This is a genomic window from Muricoprocola aceti (genome assembly GCF_025567005.1).
Lineage (GTDB): Bacteria > Bacillota > Clostridia > Lachnospirales > Lachnospiraceae > Marvinbryantia > Marvinbryantia aceti.
Genome location: NZ_JAOQKE010000023.1, coordinates 22944 through 41356, shown reverse-complemented (window position 1 = coordinate 41356; position 18413 = coordinate 22944). Strand labels below are relative to the sequence as shown.

Genomic DNA, 18413 nt, shown 5'->3' with positions numbered 1-18413 from the left:
ATTTTCACCAAGGGATAAGTGCGCCCTTTTTTAGTCCTAAAATATAATCAATATTTTTTAAATTTCTTATTGACATTTATTAGCTGGACTTTCGGTTTTTCGTGCATCGGATGGATTTTTTGCTGATAGCAATTTTTGCACCCGTAGGCTGCGCTGTTTCCGCTGCAGAGTGTAAAATCCCCTCCCTCGATTCGCAGAGGAAGTCCCTCAACCAGCGCATCGGCCAGTTTTTTGCGGGCAGTTGCATAAATCTGCTGAACCGTTGTTCTGGCAATACGCATATATTCTCCGCATTGCTCCTGAGAAAAACCTTCACGGTCAATCAGGCGAATGGATTCATACTCATCCACATTCAGGACAATGGGAGTCAGTTCCTCGCCGCCACGAACCGGAACAAAACCATCATTATCCGGCAAACAACAAACTTTTCTGCATTTTCTCGGTCTTGGCATAGATTCACCTCCATATTATTTGCGGCATATGCCATTTATACGACCATTGTACATCTCCTTTTCCTATATGTCAACGGAATTATTGACATATGCTATAAATTGTTTTATACTATGTGTATTCAAGGAGGTGTACCCATGGATTTTTCATCCTATTTTCCAATTTGGAACAAACTGACACCGACCCAACAGCAGATTTTGGAGCGAAATGCAGTTTTACGAAAAGTGGACAAAGGGACTGTGATTCACAACGGAACTGTGGAGTGTACCGGTCTTCTGCTGGTAAGAAGCGGACAGCTTCGTGCCTATATTCTTTCCGATGAAGGACGGGAGATTAGCCTCTATCGTTTGTTTGATCGGGATATTTGCCTGTTTTCCGCCTCCTGTATGATGAACAGCATTCAGTTTGAGATCACCATTGAGGCGCAGAAGGATACCACGATGTGGGTTATTTCTGCTGACACTTATCAGCGCATTATGAAAGAGTCTGCTGTGGTAGCTAATTTTACCAACGAAATTATGGCTACCCGTTTTTCTGAGGTTATGTGGCTCATGGAGCAGATCATGTGGAAAAGCTTTGATAAAAGGCTGGCAGAATTTCTGCTGGAGGAATGCAGCTTAGAGGAAACAAACATCCTCAAGATTACCCATGAAACCATTGCGGGCCACATGGGCACCGCCCGTGAGGTAGTTACCCGAATGCTTCGCTATTTCCAGAACGAGGGTATGGTGAAGCTGGCGCGGGGCACCGTGGAGATTTGTGAAGAAAGGAGATTGCAGGAACTTTCTGATACATAGAAGACCTGTATCGTTGATGATGAAAATCGTATTGCTCACCGCCCTCGGCGTTGGGGGCGCGACCATTTTTGGAAGTCTCATTGGCTTTGTCTTTCGGAATATCTCCCACAAATTCTCCGACATAGTGCTGTCCTTTGCGGCAGGTGTTATGCTGTCTGCGGCTGTACTGGGACTGATTCTGCCATCTCTCAATTATGGCGGAACCCATGGGCTCCTCGTTTCCATCATCGGGATCTTTACTGGGGCGGTGTGCCTGAATCTCATTGATAAGCTGGTTCCCCACCTGCATAGGCTGGTGGGAACCGATACAGAAACACACCACAGCACCAACCTTGACAAGGTATTGCTGTTTGTCACAGCCATCGCGATCCATAACCTGCCGGAGGGGATTGCCGCCGGTGTCAGCTTTGGAAGTGAAGACACGGCGCAGGCGATGATGATCGCCTGCGGTATCGCCCTGCAGAACATCCCCGAAGGCATGGTGATCATTGCGCCCATGCTGGCAGCAGGCGTATCCCCGGTAAAAACCTTTGTCTGCGCCATGGTGACCGGGCTGATCGAAGTCGTCGGTACGCTTCTGGGATATTGGGCCGTAAGCATTGCTTCGGCCATTCTCCCCTTTGCTCTGGCCTTTGCGGGAGGAACCATGCTCTATGTCATCAGCGATGAAATGATTCCCGAAACCCATGCCCACGGCAGCGAGACCGGAGCAACCTATGCGCTCCTGGCCGGATTCTGTGTGATGCTGGTCAGTGATTTCTTTTTGGGGTAAAGTGTGATTCAGATGTTTGAAATGTTTGCTGCAGTCAGAGGATGAAAATCCGCCGCATCTCTACCAAAATTGTTGGAGAGATGCGGCGGTTGTTTATTTGTCCATTCCGCAGGCCGTAGCCGATTCAATGAGACAGCGATCATTGGTCACAGCATCATAGAAACGGAAGCCGCCGGAGAAGTTATAGCAGTCAAAGCCGTTTCCGGCCAGGATACGACAGGCAATGTAGCTGCGCAGACCGCTCTGACAGATGACGTAGACAGGCTTACGCTTGTCCAGCTCACCCAGCCGCTCCCGCAGCTCGTCCACCGGGATGTTAAAGAAGCCGTCAATGTGTCCGTGTGCGAATTCTTCCACAGTGCGGGTGTCCAACAGAGTTATGCTTCCGTCACGAGGAAGACGATCTGCATCTTCCAGATGCCATTGTTTCAGAACACCGTTTGCGATATTCTCAACCATAAAGCCAGCCATATTTACCGGGTCTTTCGCAGAGGAATAAGGCGGTGCGTAGGCCAGATCAAGATCCTTCAGTTCCGTGGCTTTCATTCCTGCCCTGATAGCGGTGGCCAGCACATCAATGCGCTTATCCACACCTTCATAGCCTACGATCTGCGCACCCAGCAGGCGATAAGTCGCCTTTTCAAAGACCACCTTCATTGTCATGACTTTCCCGCCGGGGTAGTAACCTGCATGGCTCATGGGCGACAGGATAACCGTATCAACATCCAGCCCTGTTTTTCTGGCGTTGGTCTCATTTACGCCGGTAGTAGCGGCAGTCATGCCAAAGATCTTGATGACACTGCTGCCTTGGGAGCCGGTATAATGGCTGTCTCCGCCACAGATGTTGTCCGCAGCGATTCGTCCCTGTTTATTGGCAGGGCCAGCCAAAGAGATCAGAGCATCCTGCCCGGTGACGAAGTGCTTCACCTGCACCGCATCGCCCACGGCATAGATGTCGGAAATGGAGGTTTCCATTCGGTCATTGACCACAATACTTCCTTTAATGCCCAGTTCCAACCCGGCATCCTTTGCAAGGGTGGTTTCGGGAGAAACACCAATGGCCAGGATTACCATATCCGCATGGAGAGGCTGTTCGTCTTTCAGCAGCACATCCACGCCGCCGTCCCTTTCCTCAAACCCTTCTACGGTATGACCAAGTGCCAGCTTTACACCGTGCTTGCGCATTTCATTATGGATGAAAGAAGCCATATCGGCATCAAAGGGATTCATAAGCTGTTTTGGACGCTGGACAATGATGACATCCATCCCCAGCTCTCGCAGGTTTTCTGCCAGCTCCAATCCAATGAAGCCACCGCCTGCCAGTACAGCGGATTTGGGATGGTTTGCATTGATGTAATCCTTGATATGGAAGGTATCCTCAACAGTACGCAGGGTGAACAGCTTATCAAGACCTACACCGGGAAGCCGGGGCTGGGTAGGCTTGGCTCCGGGAGAGAGAATCAGCTTGTCATAGCTCTCCTCGAACTCCTCACCGGTTTCCAGATTTTTCACGGAAACGGTTTTTTCTTCAGGATGAATCGCTGTGACCTCATGGCGCACATTCATGTTCACACGGAACCGGGAGAAGAAGCTTTCCGGGGTCTGGAGGGTCAGATCCGACCGATCGGTAATCACATCACCGATATAGTATGGCAGACCACAGTTGGCATAGGAGATATACCCCGAGCGCTCAAAAACTACGATTTCTGCTTGCTCATTCAGTCTGCGAATACGGGCGGCAGCGGTAGCACCGCCTGCCACACCGCCTACAATGACAACTTTCATATTATCGTTCCACCTTTCCTGCATAAGCGGAAATTCCGCCTATGTTTTTCACGTTGGTATAACCCAGCTGCTGCAAAACAGCAGCTGCCTGGCGGCTTCTTGCACCACTGAGACAGTGTACAAAGATGGGGGTAGCTTTATTGTCAATCATGCCAGCCACTTTGTCAATGGACTGCAAAGGAAGATTTTTACTGCCGGGGATATGCCCCTGCCGGTATTCGTCGGGGGTGCGAACATCCAGCAGGACTGCGCCATCCGTAGTGCTATATTCTTTGACACCCTGATTGATGTCAGGGCCTTTCAGGAAATCGAAGAATCTCATCTTTGCACCTCCTTACAGCATGGCGAGAATCTGAGCCTTAGGTCTGGCACCGGTGACTTGATTGACAATCTTTCCGTTCTTCATAACCACCAGAGTGGGTATGCTCATCACACCGAACTGCATAGCCAGTTCCTGTTCCTCATCCACATTAATTTTAACAACCTTGATATCGGAGCGCTCCTTGGCAATCTCCTCTACCAGAGGAACTACCATGCGGCAAGGACCACACCAGGGAGCCCAGAAATCCATCAGGACGGGCTTGTCCGAGTTCAAAACCTCTTGATTGAAATTGTTTCTATTAACACTGATAGCAGACATATTTATGTCCTCCTGTTTTCTTTTTTATGGCTTTATTATATCCAGTAGTCGTTTCTTGTTCTGTGATTTTATCACTTATCGCCGGTGACTGTTTCACCGGGCCAACTATTAATTCCGCCGATCTCAATGATATTGGTGTAGCCCAGTTTCACCAGTTTTTCAGATGCCTGCTTACTCCGATTACCGCTGCGGCAGTATACCAGAATCAGCTGATCTTTATCCGGCAGTTCAGAGATATCCTCTGTGCCAATGGATTCGTTGGCAATATTGATAGCACCGGGAATATGCTTTTCGCTATATTCCTGAGCAGTACGAACATCGAGGATGATGTATCCGGTTTCCTCCTCCATCATCGTAATAGCTTCCTCCATAGTAATCTGTCGATAGGTTTTTTCAGCGGATTGCGTTGCACAACCAGAGAGAAGCAGTAAAGTCATTAAAATGGGAATGATTCTTTTCATGTGTATACCTCCATATTTTGAAGATAGGGCAGCCGTTTCCAGCTGCCCTGTTTCCTTTTTTATGTTCTTGCCATTCCGTCTACACTGAGCACAACGCCCGTGATATAGGATGCTTCGTCAGATGCCAGGAACACAAATGCATTGGCAATATCCTCCGGCTGACCCAGGCGGCGCAGAGGGATCTGCTTGATGAGCGGATCAATTACTTCCTTGGGAACAGCCTTCATCATATCGGTCAGGGTAATACCGGGAGCGACTGCATTCACTCGAATACCCTTCGGACCCAATTCTCGGGCAAGGGAAACCGTCAGGCCATTGACAGCAAATTTGGATGCGGGATAAGCAAAGCCACTGGGCTGGCCGTAAATGCTGACCATTGAGGAGGTGGAAAGAATAACACCTTGACCTTTTGCAATCATGCACTCACTGGCGGCTCTTGTAGCATTGAACACGCCTTTTACATTCAGATCCATAACCTTATCAAAGGTTTCCTCCGTATACTCGGTAAAGGGAGTGCTTTCGGATACACCGGCATTGTTCACCAGAATATCAATGCAACCGTATTTTGAGGCAGCTTCTCGGAACGCATTGCGGACAGATTCCAAATTGGACAGGTTAGGACTGATTCCCGCAACTGTTGCATCAGGGTACTTTTCTTTCAGCTGCGCAACCGCTTTGTCAGCAGAACCTTGTGAGCTTGCGGTCAGGATTACCGTAGCACCTTCCTTCAAAAATTTGTCTGCGGTAGCGTAGCCAATGCCACGGCTGCCTCCGGTGATGATTGCAACTTTATCTTTCAGTCTCATAAGAATACCTCCTTGTGTTTTGTATTTGTAGTATAACCTGTTTCGGAGGCGCTCTCCGTGATAAAATCACATTTTTCCAAGAAGGAATGATAGAAAAATCATGCCCGTGCATAAATAAAAAGTCACAGTCACGCTCCGATTTGAAGTGTAGACTGTGGTTTTTATTTTACAGGTTCTGCACTTTCAGCCATCTTGATGATTTCGGAATCATCAATTTTGCTTGGAGTGTATTCCAGAACATAAGTGACTTCCGGAGAATAAGTCCAACAGAGAAATGCCGTGTCATCTTTCTTGTAAAGAGCGCCCGGCCAGTCCTGAATCATCATTTCCTCACAGCTGTCCATACTGTCAACCGGGAAAAGCACACCCAGGGCTTCTGTATAGACCTGATATGTTCCCTCATACACCGGCATATGATTTATTTCCGTGTACTGCGGACATTCAAGCCATTGTCTCGACCCATGTGGAGACGGTAGTATTGATGTCAAGGAAATAAAATCAAGTGCCAGAAAGCGGCGTATTTTGGTGTGCTACCCGTCAAGTAGACAATTAAAAAAACAAAAAATATTTTCTGCCCGGTGTTATGCCGGGCAGTTTTTATGCTGCTTCCAGCAGATGCTTTTCATAATACTCCTGTGGAGTTAAGATACAAAGATTTCTTTGTACCCGCTTATTTGTGTAATAATCTATATATTCTTCAATTGCTTTTATCAGTTCGTCCTTAGTTTTGTACTTTTTCCCATAATACATTTCACGTTTCATAATTCCCCAGAATCCTTCCATAGGTCCATTATCAATGCATCTGGCAACTCTTGACATACTTTGGCTCATTCCGGCATCAATTATCTTCTGGCGGAAGGTTTTGGAAGTATACTGGTAGCCTCTGTCAGAATGAAAAAGAGGTGTTGCTCCAGGATTCGCTGCTAATGCCTTATCAAAAGTATTAAAGACGAGCGGATTATCATTATGATCACTGTATTCATATGCCACAGGGCGCTTTCCACACAGATCCAATATGACACTCAAATATATTTTCCCCTTTTTTTCGTCATCACCAGTTCCATATTTAAATTCAGACACATCTGTAAGCCATTTTTCATTAGGTTTATCTGACTTAAACTCACGATTTAACACATTTTCAGCAATATAAGCTGGGTCTGAAGCTGGTTTTGTGCAGCAATTATATCTGTGTTTTATATAAGACTGAACTTTTTTCTTACGACATACTCGCAAGACCCTTTTATCATTGACATTTATGTTATAATCATGTGCAAGAGTGTCTCTGATGCGTCTATAGCCCATATCAGGATGTTCTCCATGAATTTTAAGAACCTTTTCCGCTATAAGTTCATTAAGGTCATCATTTTCGCTGTTAGCATGATTTTTCCATTTGTAGTAGGCAGCTCTATTGATTTTCAGAATTTCGCACATAGTACTGACCGGATACTCAGAATGCTCTTCAGAAAGCTCCTTTATAGCAATATATGAATCATGATGTCTTATTCTGCGCAGTGTCACCTCCTCTCGATTTCTTCTAGTTTTTTTAATAAATCAATCTCTATTTGTTGTCGTTTCTTTTCTGCTTTCAATAGTCTATTCTCAGCTCTGAGTTTTTCCAATTCACTCAGTTCATCCGCTGATTTATTACGCCCACGACCGTCTTTAAGACCATCGACACCTTTTTTGCTATACTTATTTACCCATGAATAAACCTGCCCATACGAACAATTAAATTCTTTTGCAGTCGCTGAATAATCATTTGAATGCGAGACACAATGCTCAACTATCCTTATACGCTCCTCAAGAGTTGTCTTTCTTGACTTGATATCTTTTGCCATGAAATAATCCCTAACCTTCCGTGAATCAGTTAATTCCTCATGACTATTATACTGCTTTACCCACTTTAAAACAGTACTTTCTGCGTGAATACCGTATTTTACAGCGATAGATTCGAAAGAACCACCTCCGGATAAATAGTCAGAAACGACTCTTTGCTTAAACTCTGCGGAATATCTACATAGATTGCTATTGTGGCGATCAAGAGCTGTTTCTCCATGTGCTTTGAAAACTGCATTCCATCTTTTTACTGTACCGAGTACAATGTCATATTTCTTTTCTAGGGAATAAAAAGAAGCTCCCTCTTCATGTTCCTTTAACACCTTCAATTTGAATTCCTTACTATATTTCTTTTTAGACATAAAAATACTCCTCATATGATAGATTTTGGATATTTCCATTGTCTACCATATGGGGAGCATATCATTTCCGGGCTTTTTCGGAGGTTGGGATTTGAAGCCAGACTTCTGAAGAAGCTCGGTTTTCTTATATGGAAACATATCTACTGCAAAATGTATGTCAGGTTGTAACCTCGGATTAGATGTCACGATTTGAGGCAGTGGATTAGATGTCAGGCATTTTGGGATGATTTTTGGAAAATGAAAAAGGGTGACAACCAATCCGGCAACTCGACCATTTGGAGAGGGTGCAGGCAGTGGAATAGATGTTAAGAGAGGCTATACAAATCGAAAATAGAGGAGAACAAGATATGGAAAAACTAATTACAATATATAATACAGAATACGCTATCCCAGCAGTGTTTTCTTATTCCCAAAAACACGAAAAAATGCCAGCGGTGATTCTATGCCATGGAACAGGATCACAAAAAAAGAAGTCGGTAATTTGTTTGCAGAAATGTCCAAAAGATTATTGAGCATCGGCATTGCTTCAATTCGTCTTGATTATGCAGGATGCGGTGATAGTAAGGCTTGCCAAACGAAATTAAGCTTTTGTGGAGAAGTGAATGATGCAAAAAAAGTTTATCAGTATCTTTACACGCAGGACTTTATTGACTGTAACAATATTGGTATTTTAGGATTTAGTCAAGGAGCCCGTGTAATGGCAGAGCTATTAAAAGAAGTCCATTCGATAAAATTTGCGATAAGTTGGTCTGGTGCATGTCATGATGGTATAGGAGTGTTCAAAGGATGGTTCGATGAGTATTATCAAGAAGCATTGGAAAATGGTTATGCAAAGATACCGATGTTTTGGCGAGAGAACTTGCTGTTTTCAAAAAATTTGCAAAATAAAACTGCTTGTGTAAGCAGCCTAAAGATGATATTCTTTTCATAGGCAGTTGTTGGGACTAAGCCCGTGTTTGAAGTTTGTTATTGGTGGTACTTTAACAATACTATCTTGGGCCAATCCTGTCACTGCCTTTTTTAGAAAAAGTAAAAAGCTGCGCCACAGCCTTGGCAGGCCATCGCGCAGCGATTTTGTTCAATTTCAGTTTGTAGAATTGGAATAGAATAAGCAGGACATAGGGGAGTGAAAGCCTACGTCCTTATTTTTCTGCTACCTATCCTTAATATACATCTCAATCAATTTATTCAAAAACACTTCAAACCTTTTATCGTCTTCCTCCGTCCTTTTAGACGAACCTTTCAAATGACGTTTTTTCTTTGCGTTTCTGGCTTTCTTCGCTAGATATCGCTCTATCAGCATTTGATCTATATTTTCATTTGTATACCATTTACCGCTCTGATGGATACCATAAGCACCTTTTCCCAGAATCATTGCCGCGACACCATAATCCTGCGTTACAACAATGTCTCCTTTCTGGCACAGACTGACCAGTTTAAAATCTACTGCATCAGCACCGGCTCCCACTGTGATTACTTCACTGTAATCTGAATATAAAACATGGTTTGTATCACATAAAAGAACAACAGGGATTTCATATTTCTTTGCTGTTTTTTCTACGATTGACACCACAGGACAGGAATCCGCATCTACTAATATCCTCATTTTTTCTTTCCTTTCGTCAGATCATAACTTTCCCCGATCATCCGCCAGATATCTTTATCAGGAACAGAGCCATCCAAGATAATAGAATTCCAGTGTGTCTTGTTCATATGATAAGCTGGGATCACAGATTCAAAAGCATTTCTCCAGAACTCTCTCCATTCCGGATCACATTTTACATTTATCCATACATAACCATCTTTATCATAAATAAGCGCAAATGTTTTCTTATTTCCCTTATGACGCATAACACACCAGTTATCATCATGAAAAGGATAATCTTCATATACATCTTGAAATGAATGGCAATATTGTATTGCCTCCTGCCTTGTCTGCATAGTTTCCTCTTTTCTTAACCTTCCTCTCCCCGGATCGGAGCATAGAAGATTAACAAATCTATATACTTTTCTCCGTCTCCCTGTTCTCTATAATCATATCGGATCATATAATCCCGAATACTATATCCCCGATACGGATCAGATAGGGTATAAAGTTCTCTTGTTGTAAAATCAATCAGTGAGTACCCTGTGCTTTCCAGATATTCATCATTATCACTGTTTACCTGATCTTCATAAAATTCACACACCTTATCCAGACAATCCTGACACAATTGATCTTTGAGAGTTTCACAGTCTATCGTATCTATCTCTCCAAGGTGTATATTGGGTTCCGCAATACATCTATCCGGTTGAGAGTGTGTCATAATAGAACCATAATCCTCTCCAAAAGAATTTACCATTGTGCTCATATACCCAGAATCAATCTTTTCATTTCCATCATTATCATATTCTCGGATCCGGGTGTCAGTGACTGACATATCGGCCCAATGGATAATCCCAATTGAATCGAATTTTCTATAATATTCCAGAAGTCCACCAGCCGGTGTTCCGCAAATAAAGCATTGTTCTTTACCGATTGATGATTGAAGAGACAGTTCAAAGTCATCATCAGATTCATAATCCATCTGATCCAACTGTTGTTTTGTTGTTGATGTTTTTGCAGGCTGCGTCTGACAACCACAAAGAGTAATCCCTAATATAAGTACAAAGCATAAAATATTACTTCTTTTCATAAAAACCCCCGAAGCTGAAATAAGGACGTACTATGCCATCCCTCAGCACAGACGTCCTTATTTTCTAATAATGCCCTGTATATACGCTTTTACCAGCTCTTTTTGATGTTCATCCATCGCATTCCAGTCAGAAAGCATCTGTTTCTGATCTGCTGTTAAATCAGGAATTTCTTCATCACCTGCAAAAAACTGGGCAAGGGTGATATCGAATCCCTCACATATTTTCTCAAGAGTCTGAATCGTTGGAACACTCTTCCTGTTTAGCAATGTAGAAATAGATGACTGGGCAATTCCAGATTTCTGAGCGAGTCTGTACCTACTAAATTTCTTTTTTTCACACAACTGCTCAATCCTGGCAATAATATAGTTCTCAGTTTGCAAGTATTCTACACCTCATTTCCGATATGATACCCTTATTGTACTTATAATTAAGGAAACTTATCAGATTGTATATTCCAATGCAAAATACTTAGGTATAACGAAGTATACAGGTAAAAAAATAAGGAACTACATTAGTATATCATATTTATTCCCTGTTCTGCATCAATTTACTCATGATGGTCTGATATTATTACTATCGTTATCAGGAATATCTATGTATTTATATGCTGCCTGTACCGGAATCAGAACCGCATCCGAAGCAACCAGCGCATTGATCGTCATCATTCCCAGGCTGGGCATACAATCGATCAGAATATAATCGTATCGTTCTCTTATCATTTCGATATAATCCTTCATGATCATTTCTCTGCTCATTACATTTCCCAGTGTCACTTCCAAAGCTGATAGTTCAATATTTGCTGGTAACAGATCCACCTTTTCCTCATGATGAAGGATTCCGTCATCCGGTTGTATTTCTTCCTCATTGATCACCGCCAGCATGATGGTTGCCAGAGTAATGCCAATATCATCCGGTTCCACATATCCAAGACTGGCAGTCAGACTTCCCTGTGGATCTGCATCAATCAACAGCACTTTTTTTCCTTCTTTTGCAAGACCAATCCCCAAATTTACGGTTGTCGTGGTTTTTCCGACTCCGCCTTTCTGATTTGTAACAGCGATTACTTTACACATTCTTCATTCCTCCGTTTCTTATTTGTCCCAGTATTGTTCCATCCATATTTTTAAGATTGCTACGATTTCACGCTTCATCATTTCCGGCGTATAGTTGTTTGGAAAATATCTGTGAAGCTATTCATTTGTAAATGTGACTCTTGTTATTTCTCCTTTTTTTATTTCACTGAGAATTTCCTGCATCTTTTCTAAAGTCAGCTTTCCATCTTTGCTCAATTTTTTTATTCGCTGTGCCTGAGAAAGAGAGGGCACTGACTGAGCATAATCCATGGCTTCGATTAGCTGTTTTTGTTCCTTTTCCTTTAATGCTGCCAGTTCAACTGCCGGATTGAAGGAAATCAGTTCATCGTCTAACTGCTGTAAAAGCTCTGGAATCAGGTTCGTAAGAGTAATATATCTTTGCACCTGCTTTGGACTTTCACCTGTTTCTTCTGCGATAATTTCCACTGTTCTCTTTCCTTTTAAATTGTGGTCGATTTGGCTACGCGGTCTTCCAGCAGTCCTTTTCATAGCATCATTCTTCATTTTGTAAGCAAAAGCTTTCTCACTGTAACTGATCCGTTCCCTTTGAAGATTAGAATCCACCATTTTTATAATGGCTTCCTCATCGTTCATAACCCGAATGATCACAGGCACTTTCCGATATCCAAGTTGCTGTGCCGCATATCTTCTTCTGTGACCAGAAATGATTTCGTATACACCATCTGGTACCGGCCTTACGATTAGCGGATTTAAAACACCATATTTCTTTATGCTGTCTTTCGGAAGATGCATATCTTTATCATCTTCAACCTTGAATGGATGATCTTTAAAAGATCTGAGCCTTTCAATCTCAATTTCAATTATCTGTTCATCATCAAACCGAGTGGCTGCTTCTTTTCCTGCCATTGAACTCCTCCTTTTCCTATAATCCAAACAAAAAATGCCCGTTCAGATTAGATTCTTATATTTGAATCTGATCCAAACGAGCATCTCGCTTGCCATGCCTTAGCATGTCAAAGGAAGCTCCAGTGGAGGTTTCTTTGACTTAGCTACAGCTAATGAAATATTCTATTGTTTCAGCTAATAGAAGTTTACAGAAGTTCCTTTCAGAGAAGGATTTTACACCGCTTTACCCTGTTTTACATCCCCAATCTGAGGTTTCAACAGGAACGAACCCCGATGTTAGCAGGAAGTTCAAATTATCCCGTTTGCAAAACAGTATTTTTAATTAGCTGCCAGCTAACGAAAATCGTTTCAAATTAGCTGGAAATTCATTCCCTGCCTGCCTTTTCTTATCTCATCGAAAAGAAAAAAACGGCTCATGATATAGCATTTTCTGCTAATCATTACCGCTTTTTTAGTAACCGTCCCCTGCGGGAATCGAACCCACAGCTAGCGCTTAGGAGGCGCTTGTTTTATCCGTTAAACTAAGAGGACATTACCGATTTTTGGCTTAAACACTGGGTTTTTGCCACTTTGGTTCGGTAACCGTTTTATGATTTTCAGCTAATTTTAATTAGCTGGATATCATCAGATTATTCATTTTATTAACAGTAGAGCATCCGCCAGAATGGGGAAAGCCACGGCTCCTTCTTAGGAGGCACTTATTCTATACATTAAATTAAGAGAACTTATCACTCTATTCTTCCGGGAAGTTAATGTATCCCTGAAGCCAGACATTTCCCTTGAATCTGCGACCTACTTCTGGATCACCCAACAGATCTGCTTCATTAATGCAGACATCCATCTCAATATCATTACAAAGAACCTTCATCTGATACAGATATTCCTTGCTGCGCATATTTCTCACTTTATGATATTTCAGGATCTCTCCCATGATCTGGTAATGGTCGCATTCCATACCAAACGGCATAAAGAATGTATCTACGATAGAAAATACATCCTCTGTCTGAATTCTTCTGGAAATCATACTGTAAGTATCCATTTCTTCCAGTGTCAGGCTCTCAATCGCATCCTGATCTCCGTTCTTTGCAGCATTGATCATCTGGGAACGGGTATTCAAAGCTTCTTTATCCGAAAGCACCTGCTCCGCATCTTTATACATCGGGAGCAATATTTTGCCATCAGAAGCCAATGCCGTCAACGATGTACTCAGTCGATTTCCTACACTCCATTTTACAAGACATGCACGCATATAGTCAACTGTATTTTGCACGTAAAAGATCAGAGAAGTTCCCAGCCGGTTATCTTCACAGACACCGGCAAAGGAATCTTCTCCTCCATGCTTTTCAATGGACAAATCTTCTTCACTGCTGACTGTATCTGTATGAAAATACGGGAAATAATAGTCCTGATGAAATCCACTTTCATCCAGTTCTCCACACACAGCCAGACCGAGTCCAGGTCCGAATTCTTTTCTGTACTCTACAAATGCCTGTCCATGATCCAGTCTTACTGCATTTCGCGTATCACAATTAAGACATACATCCCTGATCAGTTCATCTATGCCTTTTCTGTCTTTTATGTTACTAAATCCTACGCTGCGCAAAAAACTGTGCATAAATCTATCTCCCGTTATTCACAAATACCATGCCATTAATGCTTTGGAACAATCTTTTCAATACCGCCCATATATGGCTGCAGTGCCTTTGGAATATTAACACTTCCATCTGCATTCAAATTGTTCTCCAGGAATGCAATCAGCATACGTGGTGGTGCTACTACTGTATTATTTAAGGTATGTGCCAGATACTTCTTGCCATCTTTTCCTTTTACACGGATTCTCAGACGACGAGCCTGTGCATCCCCCAGGTTAGAACAGCTTCCTACTTCAAAATACTTCTTCTGACGAGGAGACCATGCTTCAACGTCACACGATTTTACTTTCAGGTCTGCCAGGTCACCAGAACAGCATTCCAATGTACGAACCGGAATATCCAGAGAACGGAACAGATCTACGGTGTTCTGCCATAATTTATCGTACCAGATCTTACTTTCCTCTGGCTTGCAGACAACGATCATTTCCTGCTTTTCAAACTGATGAATACGATATACACCGCGTTCTTCAATACCGTGCGCACCCTTTTCCTTACGGAAACATGGAGAATAGCTGGTCAGAGTCTTTGGCAGCTCTTCTTCCGGTGTCATGGTATCGATAAATTTACCAATCATAGAATGTTCACTGGTTCCGATCAGATACAGATCTTCTCCCTCGATCTTATACATCATAGATTCCATCTCAGAGAAGCTCATAACGCCATCTACAACAGCACTTCTGATCATGAAAGGCGGGATACAGTACGTAAATCCACGGTCAATCATAAAATCTCTCGCATAAGCCAGAACAGAAGAATGAATTCTTGCAATATCACCCATCAGGTAATAGAATCCATTACCAGCTACTCTTCCGGCAGCATCCATATCAATTCCATCAAAACGTTCCATAATATCAGTATGATAAGGAATCTCAAACTCAGGAACCACCGGTTCACCAAATCTTTCGATCTCTACATTTTCACTGTCATCTTTACCGATTGGCACAGATGGATCAATGATATTTGGGATTACCATCATGATCTTACGGATCTTTTCTTCTACTTCTTTTTCATCAGCAGACAGCTCAGCCATACGGTCAGCCTGTGCGGTAACCTGCTTTTTCACTTCCTCTGCTTCTTCTTTCTTACCCTGGCCCATCAGCGCACCGATTTGCTTGGATAATTTATTTCTGTTAGCCTGCAGAGACTGCAGTTCATTCTTGATATCTCTGTTCTTCTGATCCAGCTCGATCACTTCGTCTACCAGTTCCAGCTTGGACTCCTGAAATTTATTCTTAATATTCTGTTTTACAACATCCGGATTTTCTCTTACAAATTTGATATCTAACATATTCTATCCCTCTCCGTATCATAAACATTCATTGAATATCATACCGCATTTTTAAATATTCGTAAAGGAAAATTTATGGTTCATACTATATAGTTATGTAAACCAATTTATGCTTCGTTAATTTACATAACTATATAATTCATATTATTCTATGTTATTCACAATTTCGTTTATTTATGTGTGAATTATGTGATTTTCTGGAAAAATTTTCTTTTTGTTTTGGCAAAAAGTCCTTATACTTTACATAACTCACAAATTACACACATTTTACCCACTTTTTGTGGATAATTCTCTTTTTTTATTTTATATATCTTCTTCTCTTTTTCTACAAAAAACGACTTTTTATTTTTTAATTCTACTTTTATTACGTTATTTTTACTAAATTATCAAAATACATGTTGAAAAACAATCTCATATTCAAAGTGCTATTCTTGTTTATAACTTACTTATTCACATGTAAGAAGCATATGAGAGTGCAAGTTTCTATAAAACAAAAAAAGTCATGCACATTTTTTTCTGTGCACAACTCTTTTTTATTCTACATACATATTTACCGCTTGTCTTAGTGCTTCCTTCTCTTCTTCTCCAAGAACAATATAAGACTCACCTTTTACAATTTCCTTAATATAAGTATAGCATCCTTCCCTGCTGTGGATCGCATTTAACACAAATCCACTATTTTCCTGATCTAACATGGCCAATGCAAAACTCAGCTTTCCGCCCATTTCTTTAAATGCATCGTATTTCACAATTGCTGTTTTATTCAGCGTATGAAGCTGTATCTCCTTTAACTGCCTGATCTGCTCCATATGATTTTTGCTGGATTCCATCAACATATCGATTTCATTGATATTTCTCAGAATCGTCTTTTCCAGAGAAATTCCATCTTTTCCACGCATAAAGCTCTTATATTTCTTCATAAAGCGATCAATTTTAAAAGAATTCTTGACCTGCAACACAAAAAGTATGACAATCATGACCATCATCAGGATAAGGATATATCCAGGATCGATGATCAGATCATTTAAAATAGAATTTTCCATGTTTTCTCCTCTTAATTAATGGATTCCAGTAAAAACAGTATTCTCTCCAGTTCATCATTGGAATAATACTCAATGGAAATCCGTCCTTTGTTATTAGATCTGTGATCCACAGTTACTTTCGTACCTAAAATTGCTTTGATCTTTTCTTCAATGTCCTTATAGATAAAGGAATTTACTTTCTCAGCCTTTTCTTTCTTTACTTCTGGCTTCTGAATCAGTTTCACCATTTTTTCTGTTTCTCTGACACTGAGTTTTTCATCAAAAATCTTCGTTGCAATATTATATTGCACATCAGGATCCTCAATGGTAATCAAAGTTCTCGCATGACCTGCAGATATCATGTCATCAATCATCATCTGTTGAACTCTCTTATCCAGTTTCAGTAAACGCATAGAATTCGTCACTGCTGTTCTACTCTTGGACACCTTTTCTGCGATCTCATCCTGCTTGAGGTGAAATTCTTCCATCAGATTCTTATATGCCATTGCTTCTTCAATTGGATTCAGATCCTCACGCTGAATATTTTCAATTAAAGAAATCTCCATTACCTGTTGATCACTATAGTCTTTGATGATAACCGGAATCTCTTTAATGCCAGCCATTTTTGCTGCTCGCCATCTTCTCTCCCCTGCAATGATCTCGTAATGATCTCCTTTTTTCTGTACGATCAGTGGCTGAATCACTCCATACTGTTTAATCGAATCTGACAATTCCAGCAGTGCATCTTCATTGAAGTTTTTTCGTGGCTGTTCTCTGTTCGGCTCCACTTCTGTAATCTTCAGTGTCTCGACACCTTTTTTCTCTACAATCTTCTCAATAATCACCGGTTCTGTCTCTTTTTTTACCGGTGCCTTTTTATTTCCCGCTGGAATCAACGCATCCAGGCCTTTCCCCAATCCAGATTTTTTTGCTACCATTCTTCTTCTCCTCTATGTATCACTTCTTCTGCCAGCAATCTGTAACTTTCTGCACCTGCTGACTTTGTATCATACAGATTAATCGGCATTCCATAACTTGGTGCCTCAGCCAGTCGGACGTTTCGTGGAATAATTGTTTTATAAATAGTCTGGTTCAGATTATTCTTCACATTCTCCACAACCTGAAGTGACAGGTTTGTTCTGGCATCATACATGGTAAAGACCACACCTTCCATCTCTAAAGATGGATTCAATCTTTCCTGTACAAGATTGATCGTATGAATCAACTGGGTCAATCCCTCCAGTGCATAGTATTCACACTGAATCGGGACTAGAACAGTATCTGCCAGACACATGGAGTTAATAGTCAGCATACTAAGTGATGGCGGGCAGTCAATAATGATAAAATCATAATTATCTCTAATAGGTGCTATTGCTTTCTGCAAAATATATTCCTTTTCTTCTTCTCCTATCAATTCGATCTCTGCTGCAGACAGATTGATATTAGATCCTATCACAGACAAATTTTCTATTACTTCTTTCTGCAGACAATCTTCCACACTACTTTCCCCTAAAAGTAGTTCATACACCGTGTTCTCAATGGCATCCTTATCCACTCCAAGTCCGCTGGTCATATTTCCCTGAGGGTCCATATCAATTGCCAACACTTTTTGTCCCGCTTCAGCCAGACATGCTGCAAGGTTGATTGCTGTTGTAGTTTTACCTACGCCACCCTTCTGGTTCGCAACTACAATTGCTCTTCCCATATCATTTATCCCCTTTTATTTCTACAGTTTCTAATTTTTAAATTGTTTGATTTCTATAAGAAAGTATATCATAGATAGAAAATGAAATCTATACAAAGAATAAATGTTTCACGTGAAACATTTATGAAAAATGATAACTGTTCAGAACTCACTGTTCTGTGAAGTATTTTGGCATGAAAATACCAAAATTTCGATATATG

General features: G+C 41.6%; 21 protein-coding genes, 1 tRNA gene and 2 pseudogenes. 3 read left to right on the top strand and 21 right to left on the bottom strand.

The genetic code is table 11. The features are described 5' to 3' along the window. Positions 1–47: 47 nt before the first annotated feature. Positions 48–452 (bottom strand): DUF134 domain-containing protein, encoded by a 405-nt coding sequence (locus tag OCV47_RS13735; RefSeq protein ID WP_262655639.1) that lies wholly within the window; start codon positions 450–452, stop codon positions 48–50. A 135-nt stretch (positions 453–587) separates the two neighbouring features. On the opposite strand from OCV47_RS13735, the gene OCV47_RS13730 reads away from it, so the two are divergent. Together OCV47_RS13730 and OCV47_RS13725 are read left to right on the top strand one after the other, a co-directional pair. Further along, positions 588–1247 carry a Crp/Fnr family transcriptional regulator gene (locus OCV47_RS13730; protein ID WP_262655638.1) on the top strand — a complete coding sequence of 220 codons (660 nt, stop codon included), beginning with the start codon at positions 588–590 and terminating at the stop codon, positions 1245–1247. Positions 1248–1263: 16 nt separating this feature from the next. Next, positions 1264–2019, top strand: a complete 756-nt coding sequence (locus OCV47_RS13725) for a ZIP family metal transporter (protein WP_262655637.1) — start codon at positions 1264–1266, stop codon at positions 2017–2019. A 93-nt stretch (positions 2020–2112) separates the two neighbouring features. Here the strand turns inward: OCV47_RS13725 and OCV47_RS13720 are convergent, their stop codons facing one another. The 8 genes from OCV47_RS13720 to OCV47_RS13685 all read right to left on the bottom strand — a co-directional run bounded on the left by OCV47_RS13720 (position 2113) and on the right by OCV47_RS13685 (position 7909). Next, positions 2113–3804, bottom strand: a complete 1692-nt coding sequence (locus tag OCV47_RS13720) for an FAD-dependent oxidoreductase (RefSeq protein WP_262655636.1) — start codon at positions 3802–3804, stop codon at positions 2113–2115. Between the two features lies 1 nt (position 3805). After that, positions 3806–4126 (bottom strand): rhodanese-like domain-containing protein, encoded by a 321-nt coding sequence (locus OCV47_RS13715; RefSeq protein WP_262655634.1) that lies wholly within the window; start codon positions 4124–4126, stop codon positions 3806–3808. A gap of 12 nt (positions 4127–4138) precedes the next feature. Beyond that, positions 4139–4444, bottom strand: coding sequence for a thioredoxin (gene trxA, locus OCV47_RS13710; RefSeq protein WP_154433132.1), 306 nt, complete (start codon positions 4442–4444; stop codon positions 4139–4141). A gap of 71 nt (positions 4445–4515) precedes the next feature. Beyond that, on the bottom strand, positions 4516–4905 hold the full coding sequence (locus OCV47_RS13705; protein WP_154433131.1) for a rhodanese-like domain-containing protein: 390 nt from the start codon (positions 4903–4905) through the stop codon (positions 4516–4518). Positions 4906–4964: 59 nt separating this feature from the next. Beyond that, positions 4965–5711 (bottom strand): SDR family NAD(P)-dependent oxidoreductase, encoded by a 747-nt coding sequence (locus OCV47_RS13700; protein ID WP_154433130.1) that lies wholly within the window; start codon positions 5709–5711, stop codon positions 4965–4967. A gap of 161 nt (positions 5712–5872) precedes the next feature. Next, positions 5873–6124: a DUF4367 domain-containing protein gene (locus tag OCV47_RS13695; RefSeq protein WP_205840000.1), complete on the bottom strand. Its 252-nt coding sequence runs from the start codon at positions 6122–6124 to the stop codon at positions 5873–5875. 184 nt (positions 6125–6308) lie between these two features. Beyond that, a complete protein-coding gene (locus OCV47_RS13690; protein ID WP_262655633.1) occupies positions 6309–7229 on the bottom strand; it encodes an IS3 family transposase in 921 nt (306 codons plus the stop codon). After that, positions 7226–7909 carry a transposase gene (locus OCV47_RS13685; RefSeq protein WP_262655632.1) on the bottom strand — a complete coding sequence of 228 codons (684 nt, stop codon included), beginning with the start codon at positions 7907–7909 and terminating at the stop codon, positions 7226–7228. Before OCV47_RS13685 ends, OCV47_RS13690 begins: the two co-directional genes overlap by 4 nt. Positions 7910–8351: 442 nt before the next feature. On the opposite strand from OCV47_RS13685, the gene OCV47_RS13680 reads away from it, so the two are divergent. Continuing rightward, a complete protein-coding gene (locus OCV47_RS13680; RefSeq protein ID WP_262655631.1) occupies positions 8352–8840 on the top strand; it encodes a serine hydrolase family protein in 489 nt (162 codons plus the stop codon). 222 nt (positions 8841–9062) lie between these two features. On the opposite strand, the gene OCV47_RS13675 is transcribed toward OCV47_RS13680, so the two are convergent. The 12 genes and pseudogenes from OCV47_RS13675 to OCV47_RS13620 all read right to left on the bottom strand — a co-directional run bounded on the left by OCV47_RS13675 (position 9063) and on the right by OCV47_RS13620 (position 18213). Beyond that, complete coding sequence (locus OCV47_RS13675; protein WP_262655630.1) at positions 9063–9515, bottom strand: YaiI/YqxD family protein; 453 nt, start codon at positions 9513–9515, stop codon at positions 9063–9065. Further along, a complete protein-coding gene (locus tag OCV47_RS13670; protein WP_154432774.1) occupies positions 9512–9850 on the bottom strand; it encodes an MmcQ/YjbR family DNA-binding protein in 339 nt (112 codons plus the stop codon). Before OCV47_RS13670 ends, OCV47_RS13675 begins: the two co-directional genes overlap by 4 nt. A gap of 14 nt (positions 9851–9864) precedes the next feature. Beyond that, positions 9865–10584 carry a hypothetical protein gene (locus OCV47_RS13665; protein WP_262655629.1) on the bottom strand — a complete coding sequence of 240 codons (720 nt, stop codon included), beginning with the start codon at positions 10582–10584 and terminating at the stop codon, positions 9865–9867. A 57-nt stretch (positions 10585–10641) separates the two neighbouring features. Then, positions 10642–10965 (bottom strand): helix-turn-helix domain-containing protein, encoded by a 324-nt coding sequence (locus OCV47_RS13660; protein WP_262655628.1) that lies wholly within the window; start codon positions 10963–10965, stop codon positions 10642–10644. A gap of 222 nt (positions 10966–11187) precedes the next feature. After that, positions 11188–11658: pseudogene (locus OCV47_RS13655) on the bottom strand (ParA family protein); the annotation flags it as partial. An 18-nt stretch (positions 11659–11676) separates the two neighbouring features. Beyond that, positions 11677–12546 (bottom strand): annotated as a pseudogene (locus OCV47_RS13650) (ParB/RepB/Spo0J family partition protein). Positions 12547–13005: 459 nt separating this feature from the next. Next, positions 13006–13077 (bottom strand) — tRNA-Arg (locus OCV47_RS13645). A gap of 202 nt (positions 13078–13279) precedes the next feature. Beyond that, positions 13280–14161: a DUF3881 family protein gene (locus OCV47_RS13640; protein ID WP_262655626.1), complete on the bottom strand. Its 882-nt coding sequence runs from the start codon at positions 14159–14161 to the stop codon at positions 13280–13282. A 35-nt stretch (positions 14162–14196) separates the two neighbouring features. Next, entirely contained in the window at positions 14197–15486 is a 1290-nt protein-coding gene (gene serS, locus OCV47_RS13635) for a serine--tRNA ligase (RefSeq protein WP_256298397.1), read from the bottom strand. Positions 15487–16019: 533 nt separating this feature from the next. After that, positions 16020–16529: a DUF4446 family protein gene (locus OCV47_RS13630; protein ID WP_117449805.1), complete on the bottom strand. Its 510-nt coding sequence runs from the start codon at positions 16527–16529 to the stop codon at positions 16020–16022. 11 nt (positions 16530–16540) lie between these two features. Next, positions 16541–17446: a ParB/RepB/Spo0J family partition protein gene (locus tag OCV47_RS13625; RefSeq protein WP_262655624.1), complete on the bottom strand. Its 906-nt coding sequence runs from the start codon at positions 17444–17446 to the stop codon at positions 16541–16543. Continuing rightward, a complete protein-coding gene (locus OCV47_RS13620; protein WP_256298402.1) occupies positions 17440–18213 on the bottom strand; it encodes a ParA family protein in 774 nt (257 codons plus the stop codon). The genes OCV47_RS13625 and OCV47_RS13620 overlap by 7 nt, the downstream gene beginning before the upstream one ends. Positions 18214–18413 lie beyond the last annotated feature (200 nt).

Excerpts from the sequence above, each read along its gene's own strand:
- OCV47_RS13735 (WP_262655639.1), bottom strand. The coding sequence starts at position 452 with ATGCCAAGACCGAGAAAATGCAGAAAAGTTTGTTGTTTGCCGGATAAT.
- OCV47_RS13730 (WP_262655638.1), top strand. The coding sequence starts at position 588 with ATGGATTTTTCATCCTATTTTCCAATTTGGAACAAACTGACACCGACC.
- OCV47_RS13725 (WP_262655637.1), top strand. The coding sequence starts at position 1,264 with ATGATGAAAATCGTATTGCTCACCGCCCTCGGCGTTGGGGGCGCGACC.
- OCV47_RS13720 (WP_262655636.1), bottom strand. The coding sequence starts at position 3,804 with ATGAAAGTTGTCATTGTAGGCGGTGTGGCAGGCGGTGCTACCGCTGCC.
- OCV47_RS13715 (WP_262655634.1), bottom strand. The coding sequence starts at position 4,126 with ATGAGATTCTTCGATTTCCTGAAAGGCCCTGACATCAATCAGGGTGTC.
- trxA (WP_154433132.1), bottom strand. The coding sequence starts at position 4,444 with ATGTCTGCTATCAGTGTTAATAGAAACAATTTCAATCAAGAGGTTTTG.
- OCV47_RS13705 (WP_154433131.1), bottom strand. The coding sequence starts at position 4,905 with ATGAAAAGAATCATTCCCATTTTAATGACTTTACTGCTTCTCTCTGGT.
- OCV47_RS13700 (WP_154433130.1), bottom strand. The coding sequence starts at position 5,711 with ATGAGACTGAAAGATAAAGTTGCAATCATCACCGGAGGCAGCCGTGGC.
- OCV47_RS13695 (WP_205840000.1), bottom strand. The coding sequence starts at position 6,124 with ATGCCGGTGTATGAGGGAACATATCAGGTCTATACAGAAGCCCTGGGT.
- OCV47_RS13685 (WP_262655632.1), bottom strand. The coding sequence starts at position 7,909 with ATGTCTAAAAAGAAATATAGTAAGGAATTCAAATTGAAGGTGTTAAAG.
- OCV47_RS13680 (WP_262655631.1), top strand. The coding sequence starts at position 8,352 with ATGCCATGGAACAGGATCACAAAAAAAGAAGTCGGTAATTTGTTTGCA.
- OCV47_RS13675 (WP_262655630.1), bottom strand. The coding sequence starts at position 9,515 with ATGAGGATATTAGTAGATGCGGATTCCTGTCCTGTGGTGTCAATCGTA.
- OCV47_RS13670 (WP_154432774.1), bottom strand. The coding sequence starts at position 9,850 with ATGCAGACAAGGCAGGAGGCAATACAATATTGCCATTCATTTCAAGAT.
- OCV47_RS13665 (WP_262655629.1), bottom strand. The coding sequence starts at position 10,584 with ATGAAAAGAAGTAATATTTTATGCTTTGTACTTATATTAGGGATTACT.
- OCV47_RS13640 (WP_262655626.1), bottom strand. The coding sequence starts at position 14,161 with ATGCACAGTTTTTTGCGCAGCGTAGGATTTAGTAACATAAAAGACAGA.
- serS (WP_256298397.1), bottom strand. The coding sequence starts at position 15,486 with ATGTTAGATATCAAATTTGTAAGAGAAAATCCGGATGTTGTAAAACAG.
- OCV47_RS13630 (WP_117449805.1), bottom strand. The coding sequence starts at position 16,529 with ATGGAAAATTCTATTTTAAATGATCTGATCATCGATCCTGGATATATC.
- OCV47_RS13625 (WP_262655624.1), bottom strand. The coding sequence starts at position 17,446 with ATGGTAGCAAAAAAATCTGGATTGGGGAAAGGCCTGGATGCGTTGATT.
- OCV47_RS13620 (WP_256298402.1), bottom strand. The coding sequence starts at position 18,213 with ATGGGAAGAGCAATTGTAGTTGCGAACCAGAAGGGTGGCGTAGGTAAA.